A 14484-nucleotide genomic window follows, 5' to 3' on the forward strand; every position below is an offset into this window, starting at 1 on the left:
GCGCGCGGCTGGCAAGGCCGTCCAATCCGGATTCGAAAATGCCAAGGATGCGGTGTTGTCGGCGGCCGATGCCGCCGCAAAGAGCGTGTCCCAGGCGGATCTCGGCAAATCCGCCGACGACATGACGCGAGATGTGTCCGAAAGACTGAAGGAAGCAGCCGACGACATCGTATCCGCGGATCCGACGCCGCAAACGCGATCAAAGATCGGTTCGGAGAAGGGGTCACTTACGCGCGCGAGAGTTTCAGCGAGGCGGCCGACGCGCTGCCCCCGAAGGAGACCATGGCGAAGGTCCAATCCTCCCTTTCCGATCTGCTCGAGAGACAGCCGCTGGTGCTCGGCGCCATAGGTTTGGCGGTCGGGGTTGCCGTTGCAGGGGCGTTCACTGCGTCGGATCTCGAAAATGAATGGGTCGGTGAAGTCAGTGACCGCGTCAAAGAGGACCTGAAGGCACGTGCCGGAGCCGTCTCGCATAGCGTGCGAGAGGCTTCCGACACGCTAAAGGCCGAACTTGGTGACATCGGATCGGAAGCCGTAGATCGGCTGCGCGAGACCGGCCGCAACGCGATGAATGCAGCCCGTGGGAAGGCGAGCGCATAAGTTCGAACCGCCTCGACAGGAGAGCACGCCGTGACATCCTCGCACAGCTGACCAGAGACTAAGGTTCATCTTTTAACGGAGAAAGTCATGAGCCGAGAAATGCCATCCCGATCGGTGGCGACGTCAGCCACTGCAGGAGACCCGGCGGCATCAGCTCCAGCATCGGCAATTTTGAAAGAAGAAGGGTCGGTCGATTGTTCAAAAGGGGTTTGGCCTCACTTTTCATCCTCGTGTCTTCGAAATGATCATGGGACTGAGGTTCGTTTAATCACAGCCAACCGTCGTTGATAAATGGACGACGGTCCCCTGAGCAAAAAGAGCTCGGCCTACCTTTGGATAAAGCGATGAAAGACTTTGCCAATGCATCCTTCTCGCCGGAGGTCGTGGCGATCCTAAGATCCGCCATGGATGCGGCCGTCGAAACACTTCCCGAGCCCGTGAGTTCAGCCAATGACCCGGTCGCTCCGCGGCGTTCTGATAGCTTCGGCCGCGAATTGCCATCGTTTTTTTCTTATCGGCCAAGTGCAATTAGAAAGAGGTCGGATTTGCACCTCGAACAATAATTCCGCTCCGGTCGGCGACAGGCCGCCGCCCCATTTGAGTGCGGTCGGCACCGTGACCGATGTGGTCTTGAAGCCGCCGGAGCCCGCGAAGACGATGCCATGTGAGGAGCCGAAGGAGGCATCGAAGCAGAGCAGCGGGGATTTGCCGCCGGCTCCCCATGTGTCCACCTCGTCGGCGCGAAAGGCCCGGTCGGCGACCGCGTCTCGATCGACGCGATAACGCTCGCCGACCACGATGCCGCCCGTATCGGGAAACAGCCGCGCGGCCTCGGTCATTGGCATCCAGTCGGACTCGCCATGGATGGCCCGTCGTCCCCGGATGCGGCGCGGCGTCCGCGAACGCGGCATTGCCGCGCATCGCCACCCGCAATCCGAACACGGCCACGAGCGCCGCGATCGTCGCGCCGATCACGGTCGAGGGATCGGCATAGGCGAGCAGCCGGTCTCCGGCCGGCACGGCGTTGGGGAGCCGTAGCGGCTGAATTCTCGTGGCGCCGCCCCGCATTTTCTGGTGAAGAGCACCAAGTCCCGGAAGACATTACGACGTCCGTGCGGATCGAAGAGGCCGCTCTGCTGTCGGCCTTCGAGGAGGTAGCGAGCAGGTTTCGCAAAAGCGGCGGCCGGACGTCGAAGGCGGCCACGGGCGTCGCATCTGGCGCGTCTGCGGGCGCGGCTCAAGAGGGCTGAGCGGATGCGCCGCTCCGATTCCGTGGAGGCCCGCAAGAAGGACACGCGGGAGAAGATCGAGCTCGGCGGCCTGATCGCCAAGGCCGGGCTGCGCTACGAGAAGCGCGCGCTGCTGCTCGGCCCTGCTGCTCGATGCCAAGGCTCGTCTTCACGGTAACGAGACGGAGCGCGGGCGCCTGACGGCGAAAGGCCGATGATTTGGGTTCGCGCGTGAAACCTCCACCCAGCCTCGAGACAAGGTACGCCGGACGGCAATGGCGTCCTTCGATCACTGTCCTGCCGCGGCATGCTTGTCGGAAGTCGGAGCGGCCTCCGCCGCGTCTGGACTGGCCTACTTTTACTCCGCCCAAGTGTCCGGGTTTTGCTCCGCCGTTGACAAATAATCGCGCGTACGGCGACAGGTCCGACAGCAATTCGACGTCGAGACAAGCTCACGGTCAACGCGCTCAAGGTGGCGCGCCTCTTGGTGCCAGGCCTGAGATCTTCACACGTCTTTCCTGGAACGCGCTGGTGCACTTGGCGTCGCCTGCGCTCACAGCGGCCGCTCGGGAGGCGCTGGAGCGGCGCACACTTGCTGGCGAGAAGATCGGCGCGCCCGAGATCCGTGCAGCGCGCGAGGCGCTCAGAGCAGGTAAGGGGCATCAGACCAACCAGCGGGCGCGGCGGATGGCGGTGTGACTGCGGCTCGGCGCCAACAGGCGCAGGCCGACCACCGCTTTTGTCCGGGAGACTTTCAGGCAGCGCAGGAAACCAGCGAGGCATTCCTTGAGATCGGGCTAAAACAAACCCGCCGGCGCGGGAATGAGCACGGACGGGTCCGGCCGGGACACCGCAACCCCATCCAGGAACCCTTACGCTGGGAGTGGCTACAGACCCGTCCGCACTGGCAACGCCGCGAACAGAGGGTGCGTTCCGGATAGAGGGGCCCCACCAAAAAGGCCCGCCGGAAGGAGCAACGGCGGGCCTGATCGGGTTCGGGGTTGTGTGAGGTGCTGGTTCTTCCCCCATCCGGTAAATGCGGCCCGCTGTAAGACGTTCCTATAAAAGAGCCAGAGCGAACTCTAAGTTTGGAGCAAGACAATCCGGCCCCGGCGAGGTTTTCTATAATGGAAAAGGCCGCCCAGTGGGCGGCCTTCATGTAAGGGTTAGCGCGACTGCGCGGCTCGATTAGGGTCCGCCGCTGAATCCGGTTTTTTCTTGGCCCCGAGGGTTGTTGTCCGGATCATCTTCCTCTACGGCCTTCCTGATTTCGGCCTTTCGGGTGGCTTCATCCTGCTCCTGCTGCACCCGCGGCCTCTCGCCTCGGTTCTGCTGTTGGTCAGGGTTGTTCTGATTCATAGACGTCTGGTCGGGATATCCAGGGTCTGGGTTCGGCGTGTTTGCGGGCGCCGGTGGACGCCCCTGGCGCATGTTATTAGGGGCCGCCGGCGGATGAACACCTTGCGGGTCCTGATGCACATCTTGGCCCACACTGGGCCGCGTTTCGGGATCGTTGCTCATAGGGACGCTCCTTTCCACGTTGTGAAGACATCAATCCCTCAACTAGCCCTTCGTTCCTTTGCGGCGCGCGCCCGGCGCTGCTTGGGCCTCTCAGAGGCATACAGGCCGTCCCAACACAAACGTCAGCGGCGCGCGCCGGCGTTCGTAGCATTGGTGAGGCGGCAGCATTCAGCGTAAAAGTCCGAGGCTGGCCGCCACAATCAGTCCGACCGCCACGAGCGCCGCTACAAATCCAAAGCCGCCGACGGCAAGGAACAGATTGTCGGTCGGCCCCTGGGGCATTGGGCTTTCCCTGTCTTCATCCATATGAACTCATCCTTATTTTTTGGTACCGGTGAGGACCCTATTACTGTGTGCCCATTACCCAGATCGTCGCCATGGTGATGACAATCGCGATGAACTGTAGGAGGATCCGCATTCGCATTAGGTTCTGCGAGCGGGTGGGACTGCCACCGCGCATCATGTTTGTGAGGCCCATCAGCAGCACCGCCGCGACGGAGGCTAGTGAGATTGGCACCAAAACTTGGCTAAGGAATGTGATCATGGGCAGTTGGATCTCACCGCTAGATCTCTAGCAACTGTGTGGGCGGAGATGAGTTCCTAGCCACGTGAGGTGCGTCGCGGCTACATCAAAAAGGCCCACCGTGGGGGCTGGCGGGCCTAATCGGGACCGGGAATTTGGCGGGTGGGAGCAAGTTCCAGAATCGGACCTCCGATCTGGTCCATCAAATAGAAGTAATTCCGCTGGCGTTCCCGAGGCCTTCCTCAGCAGGGAGAAGCGCCATGGCAAAACGCTTCCAGCAAATCAAGACATTGACTGAGCGGCTCGGCGAGTTCGCCCAAAACGCGCGCGACGAAGCCAAAAGGTTGGAACCGGGAGGACCTGAGCGTCAAGCGCTATTGGAGAAAGCTCGCAAAGCCGATGCTACGAGCGAGCTTAAAGCATGGGTCAACTCTCCCGGCTTGCAGAGGCCTAAATAGAGGCCATCATCCGCGTGGACAGTCGAACACGAGCAACAAAGAAGCGCAGTTTAAAAAGGCACATTTTGATCATTCGCTTCCCTAGCGATGAGGTCGATGATTGCTCATCGCCGGGCAATCATAAAATATTACATCCTCATTTCATCCGTGTTCGAATTGCAGAACGTGGCGGGCCGTCGCTGCGGATGCAACCGCGCGAAAATTGCTGAACATTTTGGCAATCCTACGAGTAGGAATAAAATGTCCAGAACCGAACCTCCCGATTCGTTCCGCCCCATGTCGTTAAATAATTCAGTAGCGTCCCAAAGATTGGGACCGCACACTCTGCTCATCAGCGCACGGCTCTTGGCAAATATTGGTCACGAGAACGCTAGCTGCGCACCCGCCTTCCTCGAAGCGAAAGGAGCAGTGCCGTGCAGCAGATCGATCTTCCACTTCACGGTCTTTCTGAACTTGCAGCTGACATCCGCGAAAAGATCAGCTCGCTTCCATATGGACCCGAGCGACACACAATGCTGAAAGCAATCTGGCAGAGCGATGACGCCGCAAAACTTGAGCAATGGGTAAACTCACTGGGATTACAGCTGTCAAAGTAAACGGCCGCACTTCCTCGCTCGGATCAGCGAATGCGTTGGCGCCCCGCGCGTCGGTCCCCCCGTGGTCGCGCGGTGGCCGGTTATTATGGAGATATGTTCCGCGTCACAATGTGGACGCACCAGTCCACACTTCCAAGGAGTGGAAGGAGATGTGCTTTGTTTAAGTTCGAATCAAACTCGACGACGTCGGGTGCTATGCCGCGCTACTACTTCCACGTCGTAGGACCGGCGGACCTTCGTGATCGCTTTGGACTGATACGTTGCGACGATGCCGCTGCGATCGCTTGGGCACAAAATGTCGCTGATGCATTACAGAAACGCCATGCATCAGCCTCTGTTGTGGTTATAATGCATGAGGACGGTCGAGAGATTGCACGGATTCCAGCTCCTCATGCTCTTGAGCCACTTGGCTAGGTCGTCCGCCACATAACTCGATCCATTGTCGCTCAGAAGACAGCGGTTGTGTGATCGAGGCCGGAGGCCGAGAGTGCTTGGTCGAGCGTGGCCGTGACGTCAGAGGCACACATCGTGGGACCCAGTCTCCAGGCCACGACAGATAAAACCAGCCCCAGCCGATCATCTTCAAGTAGGGTCTTTAATTGATCATCGACGCTCGGTAAGTTTGTAGCGTATGGCCACCTGCAAGGTTCTTTTCGAAGTCGCCCCAATTTGGCGCTTCATCTCGGCATTCAAGGCACCGGAATCCGAAATGTGAAGTTCGCGATGCATTTGCCCGCATGTACCTCGATCGGGTTTTCCCGGTAGCCTGCCGCTCTGACCGGATACGAACTGTCGCCGGCGCTGTTGGCGCGGGACTTTCTGATCAGGCCTCCCTGGACTCGAACTCTGTGCCGTCTGTCCAGATAGCATGCATGATCACTGCCAGGTTCCGGGCCAAGGCTACGACGGCCTTCTTATGGCTCGTGCGCTTCTTTATGGCGTTGGCCCATTCTTTCAGGTGCTGCCCAGGCCAGATTTCACCCGGCATAGCAAGCTGTTGGCCGCTTCATAAAGGATTGTGCGCAACATTCGATCGCCTCGCCAGGATATCCGGCCACCATAATCAATCTCGCGCGATTGGTATCGTCTTGACGTTAACCCAATGTATGCTCCGACCGACTTGGATCGGGCAACAAACCGATCTACTGTATCGCGACGCACGAGTTCTGCGGCCAGCATCACGGCTGCAAGCAACGCTGTCAGCTTGATTGCAGTTCCGATGGCGAAAGGATTGCTGATTTGAAGTTCAGGCGTCTCCTGCTGGACATTTCTGAACAACATAGGGTTAGTCGTCTATCCTATCCAACATCAGATCGGCGCGCCCAGGAGCTGCCGGTCTGGCTGCGCATCTGGCACCCGACCCATGGTGGTATAAAATCTCAAACGCAGATCAGCGGGTTCGGTTTGAGCAAGGACAACGTTTTGAGGTTCCACACCTAGATGGCGCAAAGCGGCTCGTGCTCTACGGCCGGCACGCGAAACTCGCGGGCGAAGGGGGTATCACCGGCGGGTCGAAGGTTCGCGCCCTTCTTGGCATATTCAAATCGGATTGGCGCCTCTCCTGAATTCAAGTTCGAACCGGCAATCGTATGTCACCCGCGCTCGCCCCGTCTCCGCAATCCGACCAGGTCGCATGGGGGCAAGCGCCACCGGGCAGGACCAAGGAATGAAGTGGCTGACAGCAACCCGCAATTGAAAGCGCCGGTTGACACACCGTGCGATGTTAAGCTTGAGACTGACGGAGGGGAAGTTAAAGCCGAGGCCAAAGCCGTAACGATGATCAACTGGTTCAAGACTCCGACCAACCCACGCTGGGCTTGGTTTTATTTTCTGATGTTTGGTGGAACTTACTCGGTACTCTGCATTTTCGGTGCCCTCACGGCAAACGATAAGATCTTGTCGTTGATCTGGCCCGCCAACCCGTTCATGCTCGGTATGCTCATGCGCTTTTCTTTATTGGCGCTTCCCCTGGGCTGGGTCGCTTGTCTTGCCGGATTCGCAATCGCGATCCCGATTATCGGTTGCGGGCTTATGACAGGCGCGGGTCTGGCCGCATATAATTTCGGTGTCGTGGTCATCGGCTATGTCTTGCTATCCAGGCTCGATCGGGTCGACCAGCGTCTCCAGCGCCTGACTTCGGTTTTCTACCTGCTCTTTGCGGTGGGCGCCGCGTCCATATTCGCCGGCATCGTTGGCTCAATCATGATCGGTCCTTTATTCCATGATCCGGCAGCAGTAAGCTCCTTTCGGTACTGGTTTTCCGTCGAGCTAATAAACCAGCTGGCTTTTTTGCCGATAATCCTGTCCTACCCGGAAGGCCGTAAATGGGGGCGGCGGCAACTGCCGCAGCCGACCTTTCACGACCAAGCGCCGATTATTGTGTTGGTGCTCTCGGTCGTCACGGGGATCTTTTTCGGAGGAGTAGGAGCTCTCGCATTCCCTGTACCGGCCCTTCTCTGGTGCGCAATTTCCTATCGCGTGTTTCTGACGGCCTTACTGACCTTCGCATTCTGTATATGGGCGATCATGGCGACAACGTTGGGCTACATTGACGTGTCGCATGTCGATCAATCGCTAGTGCTGTCGATCAGCATGGGGGCTGCACTTATTACTCTGGGCCCGCTCATCATCTCCACGACCACTGCGACGAGAAATGAAATCCTTGACCAGCTCAGGCAGCTGGCGGCCGAGCGTGAGATTGTGGCCAATGAACTTGATCATCGGATCAAGAATCTGTTCGCGCTCGTCAACGGGCTGATCAGCCTGTCAGTCCGTGGCAAACCCGAGATGAAACCGCTGGCAGACACACTGAGAAACCGGCTCGTGGCATTACACCATGCGCATGGTCTTGTTCGCATTCGCACCGGGACCGCGTCGTCTGACGCTGCCGGGGGATTCACTTCACTCAAGGAGTTCATCGGTACCCTGCTTCGGCCTTATGAGGATGGTGAAGACAAACACTTCGTCGTCGATGGCGATGAAGTGTTCATCCATGGTAGAACCGTTACGCCGCTGGCTCTCGTTTTCCACGAACTAGCGACAAATTCGACCAAGTATGGTGCGTTGAATGATCCGGACGGCGCCTTGGGCGTCCATATCAGCCGCGGCATTGACGACCTGCGTATCAAGTGGATCGAGAGGGTGCCGGTGAAGACGGGCTATTCTGATGCCGCGGACAGTGGCTTTGGTTCGAAGCTTCTGGATCTTACAATCAACAAACAATTGCAAGGCAGCTATGCCCGTACCTATCCAGAAGGCGGCATGGATATCGAGATCATTCTGCCGGGCAAACTGTTTGGCGACATCCCATCCAATCCTTCCCTCTTGTCATCGTAGTTCAGCGCGAACTGCATTCGCATGACGTGGTGCATGCGCTCCGTAACCTGCCGCGCGGATCGCCGCCTGTAGGCTTCCGGTCCTTTCTCTGTCGTCAGTCGGCCGAGGAAGGCGAGGTAGGAGCCGACCTCGAAAGGCCGTAACAGGTCGGTCGGCAAGCCGTGGTAAATGGTGCCGATCCAGTTGGCCTCATTTAAGGGAGCGTGCTGATTATCCGATATTGAAACGAACGGCGCGTCGGGAAAGCGGCGGCGCGGCGCTGCGGATGCCGGGACATCTAAGTCCGACGCCGAAAACGGCGCCATGAACCGTACCGGGTTTGCCGGAGGCTCCAACTCCTGAGAGGATGGAGCCATGACAAGCAAGACGACGAACAAGTTTTCACCGGAGGTTCGGGCCCGAGCGGTTCGGATGGTTGTGGATCACGGCAGCGAGTATCCGTCTCGCTGGGCTGCGATTGAGGCGATAGCCCCCAAGATCGGCTGTTCCGGCCATACCCTGCTGGAATGGGTGAAGAAGGTGGAGATCGACAGGGGCAAGCGAGCAGGTGTTCCGACGGACGTGGCGGAGAAACTGAAGGCGCTCGAGCGGGAGAACCGCGAGCTTCGGCAGGCCAATGAGATCTTGCGCAAGGCGAGCGCTTATTTTGCGACGGCGGAGCTCGACCGCCGGTCCAAGCCATGATCGCCTTCATCAGCGGTCATCGCGAGGCGCACGGGGTCGAGCCGATCTGCAAGGTCTTGCCGATCGCCCCCTCGACCTATTACGCCGATGTGGCCAGACGGCGCGACCCGGCCAGGCTGTCGGCACGCGCCAGGCAGGATGCCGCCATGAAGATCGAGGTTCGACGCGTGTTCGATGAGAACTTCCGGATGTATGGCGTGCGCAAGGTCTGGCGGCAGCTCAAACGCGACGGCTTCGATATTGCTCGTTGCGCGGTGTCGCGATTGATGCGCGACATGGGCTTGCAGGGAGCCATCCGCGGCAAATCCGTGAGAACCACGATGAGCGACAAAGCCGCGCCATGCCCGCTGGATCACGTCAATCGCCAGTTCAAGGCGCCTCGGCCGAATGTCCTGTGGCTCTCCGACTTCACCTATGTCGCGACCTGGACCGGCTTCGTCTACGTCGCCTTCGTCATCGACGCCTATGCCCGCAGGATCGTGGGTTGGCGAGCGTCGCGCACGGCGCACGCCGGCTTCGTGCTCGATGCGCTGGAGCAGGCCCTGCATGATCGGCGGCCGGTCCATCGCGGCGGGCTCGTGCACCACAGCGACAGGGGCAGCCAATACGTATCCATCAGGTACACCGAGTGCCTGACTGAGGCTGGCATCGAGCCGTCGGTCGGCAGTGTCGGAGATTCCTATGACAACGCTCTCGCCGAAACCATCAACGGTCTCTACAAGGCCGAAGTGATCCATCGGCGCGGACCGTGGCGCAGCTTCGAGGCCGTCGAGTTCGCCACTCTCGAATGGATCGACTGGTTCAACAACCGAAGGCTGCTGGAGCCCATCGGCAACATCCCGCCGGCCGAAGCCGAGCAACGCTACTACGCTATGCTGGAGCAACCAGGCATGGCGGCGTAATTTACACCAAACGGCCTCCGGCAAACCCGGTACGGTTCACCAGCAAGCGTGCTGTGATATGTTCGATCCGCACGCCAAGCTTCTCGCGCCCCTCCCGCCGAATGAGACTCACCACGCTGCTCATCAGCCGCCTCCGGCGGCTTCCGGCCGCACGCACGATGGCGCTTTTGCCCGACCAGGCTACTTCACTACCTACAGTTCAACTTCGTTAAAACCGGTCGCAAGGTCCCGAAAAGGCGCGCACCAACGCATGCAGATGCACGCGCTAAAACTGTTTCCAGCCTCCGCCGATACCAACAATGAATCAGCGATCTCACCCCCTCAACGGCGGAGTTTTCAACACAATCGACCCAAGGCGGACAGTGGAGATGCACGACGAAAAAGTCCCCGAACATGCGAGATATGGGCAGCCGGCCGCTCTTTAGCGTAAAGCGCTTCAATCTCAATTAAATCTCCCACATATGCGGCTGTGAATCTGCCAGCACGCAGCTTTATCCCGTTCGATTCGATGTGATGGGGTCTGAACGCCAACAAGATTTGTCATCCGGTGCCATTTCCGACCACACCTCCGCCACTCGCCCGAGCTTTAGCCGAGCGCAGCTACGATCAGCCGACCCCTGTTCAGATTGCCGTGCTTGCGGACGAAGCTGTCGATCGCGACCTTCTTGATTCGGCGCAAACCGGATCCGGCAAGACGGTCGCCTACGGGCTGGCAATCGCAAAAAACCTCCTGGGTGGCGTCGAATGGTTCCAGCGAGCGACCATGCCGCGCGCCTTGATCGTCGCGCCGACGCGCGAACTTGCCTTGCAGGTCCATCGCGAACTCGCATGGCTTTATCAATACGCGAATGGGCGCGTCGTCTCGTGCGTCGGCGGCATGGATCCGCGCCGCGAACAGCGCGAGCTTGCCGCGGGCGCCCACATCGTGGTTGGCACGCCGGGGCGATTGTGCGATCACTTGCGGCGCGGGCGTCTCGACGTCTCGGACTTGAAGGCGGTCGTGCTCGACGAGGCCGATGAAATGCTCGATCTCGGTTTTCGCGATGATATGGAATTTATCCTCAAGACCACGCCGGAAATGCGCCGCACGTTGTTATTCTCGGCGGCTTTACCGCGCGGCATCGTCGTGCTGGCAAAGCGATATCAGCAAAGGGCCTTTCGGATCGAGGTCGCTGACGACGAAGGCGGTCATGCCGATATCGAATACCGCGCCATCAGAATCGTCGCCAGCGATGTCGACCACGCGGTGGTCAACGTCTTGCGATTCTTTGAATCGCCGAGTGCGTTGGTGTTTTGCAACACCAGAAATGCCGTTCGGCATTTGCAGGCGACACTTCTGGAGCGCGGCTTCTCGGTGGTCGCGCTCTCCGGAGAGCTGACGCAGAACGAGCGACGCAGGCCTTGCGGGACGGACGTGCCCGAGTCTGCGTGGCGACCGATGTGGCCGCGCGCGGCATTGATCTGCCGAACCTCGGCGGGTCTGACGTCGGATGTCCTTCAGCACTTGTTCTGCCGGCGCTTTGTCCGGCCCGGATTTCTGTTTCATTTGCGCTCCTTACGGCTACGATGAACCAGAAATCCTACCTCCGTGAAGTCCCTCAATTGGTCTCAAAGGCCCTGACGGCGAACAATAAGGCGACCTATTGGCGAACGCCGCACAGCATCGTAGCCGCCGTCATAACTGCGCCCGCGCAGCTCTTCGAAGATATGGATCCACGTCAGCGGTTCGCGAGCGGATTTGGCCACGTTCGCGCCACCAATCCGTCGAGAGCCTCCCTTCGCAAGCCGCTTAATCAGTCTCAAATTATCTGACGACGGACAATCAAATTGGAACCGGAGGAACTGCGCAACAGGTTGCCGCTTTATCCTGAGATTGGGCTTAGACACAAATTCATGGAGATGATCGATGCGCCAACTAATGCTCGCCGCTATCGCCTTACTGACCGGAGCGTCCTCGTCATTAGCTCAGGGCCATATGGGCAGCCCGCAGGAGCAACAGGCGTGCACACGAGACGCACAGCGACTTTGCCGGACAGAAAAACCGCACGAAGCTGAGCAAGCGGTGCCAGAAGGTATTCCAGAGCCACGGAATGTAACTAGGCTCAGGACTCATTGATTAGAGCCAGAAGATGACTGCGGCTGCGATGCAGATTGCGGACATGAAGGTATGAGCGCATCGATCGTAGCGGGTATGGATGCGCCGCCAGTCCTTGATCCTGCCGAACATGTTTTCGATCTTGTGCCGCTGGCGATAGAGCACACGATCATGGTCGATCGGCTTCTTGCGGTTCGACTTCGACGGGATGCATGGCGTGATGCCGCGCGCGGCGAGCGCCTGACGGAACCAGTCGGCGTCGTATCCCTTGTCGCCGAGCAACTGCTTCGCCGGCGGCAACGGCAACGCGTCGATCATCAACGCAGCGCCCTTGTAATCGCTCATCTGGCCTTCGCTGAGCAACATGATGATGGGACGTCCCTGGCCATCACATACGGCGTGCAGCTTCGAGTTCAAACCGCCCTTGGTGCGCCCGATACGTCGGGGAACAGGCCCTTTTTTAAAAGGCTCGCAGCGGTACGGTGCGCCTTCAGATGAGTCGCATCGATCATCAATCGGGATGGTTTGCCGGCCTTGCGGGCCAGTTCCGCGAAGATTTTGTTGAACACGCCAAGTCGGCTCCAGCGCACGAACCGATTGTAGATGGTCTTGTGCGGGCCGTACTCACGCGGCGCATCGCGCCAGCGCAGCCCGTTCCTGATAACGAAGACGATGCCGCTGATCACTAGCCGATCATCAACCCTCGCAACTCCGTGCGACAACGGAAAATACGGTTCGATCCGGCGCATCTGCGCCTCCGACAGCAAAAACAGATCAGCCATGGTGACGCCCCCTCGCGACACCAATGAATCAGCCAATCATGCCAACCGCAAGAATTTAATAGGTCCTGATCCTAGAGAGTGCCGGCGTCCGGTGGCAACAGGCTATCAGACATCCAGCGAGCCAAAAACGTCCGGATGGTGAAATAGCCCATCATCACGATCAGCACGAACATCACCGTAAGCGTGCCGCAGATGTAATTGCTTAGCGCGACGCGCTACATTTCCGCGATGCTCTTCGCAGGAGCCAAGATAGTACCGGCCGATGTCGCCTCGCTGTACTTGTTTGCCAGCGAATAAAAGCCGATTCGCGGATCAGACGAGAACACCTTCATCCATCCGGCTGTGAACGTGCACACCAGGAGCCATGCAGTCGGCACGAGCGTCACCCATGCGTAGCGCTCGCGCTTGAGCTTGATGAGCACAGTTGTGGCCAAGAACAGTGCGATACCGGCGAGCATCTGATTGCTAATACCGAACAGCGGCCAGATCGTGTTCACGCCGCCGAGGGGATCAATGGTGCCTTGGTAGACGAAGTAGCCCCAACCGGCGACGCATAGCACTGTAGCAGAGATATTTGAGAAAATAGACTCGGTCTGGCCAAGCGGCGCGTAAATGTGGCTGAGCAGATCCGGAATCATGAAGCGGCCCGCCCGCGTCCCGGCGTCGACCGCGGTAAGGATGAACAGCGCTTCAAACAGGATAGCGAAGTGGTACCAAGGCTTCCAGCGTCTTCGGCGACGCGCTCGGCATCCCAGTTCGTGAGGCGGATGCAGCCGTGCGACTCGGATTTGGACACCTTCCCAGGAGATGACGTGCCATGGACGCCGTAGCCCTCGCCGGAAAGACTGATCCAGACCGTGCCGACCGGATTGTTCGGCCCTGGCGCTATAGTGAACGGTTTGCGTGAATGGACGCCACCGAAGTAATAAGCTGGATTATAATGATAGGTCGGATTGCGTTTGACCGTCGTCACCTTCAGGGTACCTGAGAGCGATGGTTTCTCCTCGCTGCCGACGGTCGCGGGGTAGAATCCGATCAACCCGTTCGACTTGTCAAAGAGCTTCACGGTCTGCCGTTTTTTGTCGACTTCCACCTTTGCCGCCTTTTTAGGAATTTGGCCGGTACCGGTATCGATGACGACGATGGTTACTCCGGCGCGGTCGATATGCCGTCCGGGATTTAAAGCCACGAGCAGGTCCTCGCTCACGTGAAACTTTTCGGCCAACCCCTCTCTTGCGCTCACATAGGACAGCTTTGGGATGCCCTTCATTTCTTCCAATTTGGCAGGAAGCTTGTGGAGAAACGGCCCGGCAATATCCCTATCCATGATGGTGTGGTTCGCGATCACTGGACGGTCGTCCGTCGCGAGCTTTCTCCAGGCCTCGACGCTGACATTGTCCGAGCTTGGCAATTGCTGGGCCTCTTCGTAGGCGCGCAGCGCCTTCTTCGCGTTCTCTCCGAATACGCCGTCAATCTCGCCCGGCGAGAAGTGCGCCCTATCCAGCAGGACCTGCAGCCTAACGCCTGCCGGGGTCGGCTTCTCGTTCGACAGGGTCGTCTTCGAAGGCTCAGCGGAGTTAATGGCAGGCGCGTTCATCTCGGCGCCGGCCGCGGAGTTAGCGGCCCATGCCAGCACAAAGCCAATGAAGATGTACTTCGCAGTCAGGTTTCATAGCGGCAGCTCCGGCTTCCAAGGAAGTCCTCAGACAGCCAGGAAGAACGAGTTCAGCCTCGGCACCCCGGGCTCCCAAGGTGCTT

The 14484-nt window shown here is 59.0% G+C and carries 13 protein-coding genes, 7 pseudogenes and 1 other annotated feature; of the genes and pseudogenes, 12 read left to right on the forward strand and 8 right to left on the reverse strand.

Annotation, left to right across the window (positions count from 1 at the left end; all coding sequences use genetic code 11):
• Positions 1-282: 282 nt before the first annotated feature.
• Positions 283-600, forward strand: a complete 318-nt coding sequence (locus NHAM_RS21510) for a hypothetical protein (protein WP_245270091.1) — start codon at positions 283-285, stop codon at positions 598-600.
• Between the two features lie 581 nt (positions 601-1181).
• Here the strand turns inward: NHAM_RS21510 and NHAM_RS21515 are convergent.
• A pseudogene (locus NHAM_RS21515) lies at positions 1182-1620 on the reverse strand (type IV secretory system conjugative DNA transfer family protein); the annotation flags it as partial.
• Positions 1621-1712: 92 nt separating this feature from the next.
• Between NHAM_RS21515 and NHAM_RS21520 the strand changes: the two are divergent.
• The 3 genes and pseudogenes from NHAM_RS21520 (at position 1713) to NHAM_RS27220 (ending at position 2528) form a co-directional block, all read left to right on the forward strand.
• Positions 1713-1850, forward strand: coding sequence for a TraC family protein (locus NHAM_RS21520; RefSeq protein WP_245270092.1), 138 nt, complete (start codon positions 1713-1715; stop codon positions 1848-1850).
• A gap of 4 nt (positions 1851-1854) precedes the next feature.
• A pseudogene (gene traD / locus NHAM_RS25680) lies at positions 1855-2047 on the forward strand (conjugal transfer protein TraD).
• 313 nt (positions 2048-2360) lie between these two features.
• Positions 2361-2528 carry a hypothetical protein gene (locus NHAM_RS27220; RefSeq protein ID WP_157043824.1) on the forward strand — a complete coding sequence of 56 codons (168 nt, stop codon included), beginning with the start codon at positions 2361-2363 and terminating at the stop codon, positions 2526-2528.
• Between the two features lie 489 nt (positions 2529-3017).
• On the opposite strand, the gene NHAM_RS21530 is transcribed toward NHAM_RS27220, so the two are convergent.
• Both NHAM_RS21530 and NHAM_RS21535 read right to left on the reverse strand, forming a co-directional pair.
• Positions 3018-3350 carry a hypothetical protein gene (locus NHAM_RS21530; RefSeq protein WP_011504914.1) on the reverse strand — a complete coding sequence of 111 codons (333 nt, stop codon included), beginning with the start codon at positions 3348-3350 and terminating at the stop codon, positions 3018-3020.
• Between the two features lie 346 nt (positions 3351-3696).
• A complete protein-coding gene (locus NHAM_RS21535; protein ID WP_011504913.1) occupies positions 3697-3894 on the reverse strand; it encodes a twin transmembrane helix small protein in 198 nt (65 codons plus the stop codon).
• 239 nt (positions 3895-4133) lie between these two features.
• Between NHAM_RS21535 and NHAM_RS21540 the strand changes: the two genes are divergently transcribed.
• The 3 genes from NHAM_RS21540 (at position 4134) to NHAM_RS29485 (ending at position 5341) form a co-directional block, all read left to right on the forward strand.
• The gene (locus tag NHAM_RS21540; protein WP_041359447.1) at positions 4134-4331 is read left to right on the forward strand and encodes a hypothetical protein; all 198 of its coding nucleotides are present in this window, start codon (positions 4134-4136) and stop codon (positions 4329-4331) included.
• Between the two features lie 413 nt (positions 4332-4744).
• On the forward strand, positions 4745-4927 hold the full coding sequence (locus NHAM_RS27225; RefSeq protein WP_157043825.1) for a hypothetical protein: 183 nt from the start codon (positions 4745-4747) through the stop codon (positions 4925-4927).
• Positions 4928-5122: 195 nt separating this feature from the next.
• Positions 5123-5341 carry a DUF6894 family protein gene (locus NHAM_RS29485; protein ID WP_430707716.1) on the forward strand — a complete coding sequence of 73 codons (219 nt, stop codon included), beginning with the start codon at positions 5123-5125 and terminating at the stop codon, positions 5339-5341.
• On the opposite strand, the pseudogene NHAM_RS27230 reads toward NHAM_RS29485, so the two are convergent.
• A pseudogene (locus NHAM_RS27230) lies at positions 5321-5516 on the reverse strand (IS3 family transposase); the annotation flags it as partial. The gene NHAM_RS29485 and the pseudogene NHAM_RS27230 overlap by 21 nt on opposite strands.
• A 365-nt stretch (positions 5517-5881) precedes the next feature.
• Positions 5882-6208, reverse strand: coding sequence for a transposase (locus tag NHAM_RS25690; protein WP_081435090.1), 327 nt, complete (start codon positions 6206-6208; stop codon positions 5882-5884).
• Positions 6209-6223: 15 nt separating this feature from the next.
• On the opposite strand from NHAM_RS25690, the pseudogene NHAM_RS29490 reads away from it, so the two are divergent.
• From NHAM_RS29490 to NHAM_RS28655, 5 genes and pseudogenes are all read left to right on the forward strand, one after another.
• A pseudogene (locus NHAM_RS29490) lies at positions 6224-6367 on the forward strand (IS481 family transposase); the annotation flags it as partial.
• A 231-nt stretch (positions 6368-6598) separates the two neighbouring features.
• Entirely contained in the window at positions 6599-8263 is a 1665-nt protein-coding gene (locus NHAM_RS24265; RefSeq protein ID WP_245270093.1) for a sensor histidine kinase, read from the forward strand.
• A gap of 354 nt (positions 8264-8617) precedes the next feature.
• Positions 8618-9849 (forward strand): IS3 family transposase gene (locus tag NHAM_RS21555; RefSeq protein WP_086008380.1). Its coding sequence is split into 2 segments (ribosomal slippage): positions 8618-8909 and positions 8909-9849, totalling 1233 coding nucleotides; the frame shifts between segments, so codons are not numbered across the junction.
• Positions 8902-9018: a sequence feature (AL1L pseudoknot), on the forward strand. It overlaps the preceding gene by 117 nt.
• A 547-nt stretch (positions 9850-10396) precedes the next feature.
• Positions 10397-11322 (forward strand): annotated as a pseudogene (locus NHAM_RS21560) (DEAD/DEAH box helicase); the annotation flags it as partial.
• A 433-nt stretch (positions 11323-11755) separates the two neighbouring features.
• A pseudogene (locus tag NHAM_RS28655) lies at positions 11756-11945 on the forward strand (hypothetical protein).
• Positions 11946-11965: 20 nt separating this feature from the next.
• Here NHAM_RS28655 and NHAM_RS25710 read toward each other — a convergent pair.
• The 3 genes and pseudogenes from NHAM_RS25710 to NHAM_RS21580 all read right to left on the reverse strand — a co-directional run bounded on the left by NHAM_RS25710 (position 11966) and on the right by NHAM_RS21580 (position 14323).
• A protein-coding gene (locus NHAM_RS25710; protein WP_086008381.1) for an IS5 family transposase occupies positions 11966-12726 on the reverse strand; the annotation gives its coding sequence in 2 pieces (ribosomal slippage) (positions 11966-12393 and positions 12393-12726; 762 coding nt in all).
• A gap of 155 nt (positions 12727-12881) precedes the next feature.
• Positions 12882-13442 (reverse strand): annotated as a pseudogene (locus NHAM_RS25715) (carbon starvation CstA family protein); the annotation flags it as partial.
• A complete protein-coding gene (locus NHAM_RS21580; protein WP_011504903.1) occupies positions 13361-14323 on the reverse strand; it encodes a L,D-transpeptidase family protein in 963 nt (320 codons plus the stop codon). The gene NHAM_RS21580 and the pseudogene NHAM_RS25715, both read right to left, overlap by 82 nt.
• Between the last annotated feature and the right edge of the window lie 161 nt (positions 14324-14484).

This window comes from Nitrobacter hamburgensis X14 (assembly GCF_000013885.1).
In the GTDB taxonomy this organism is placed as follows: domain Bacteria; phylum Pseudomonadota; class Alphaproteobacteria; order Rhizobiales; family Xanthobacteraceae; genus Nitrobacter; species Nitrobacter hamburgensis.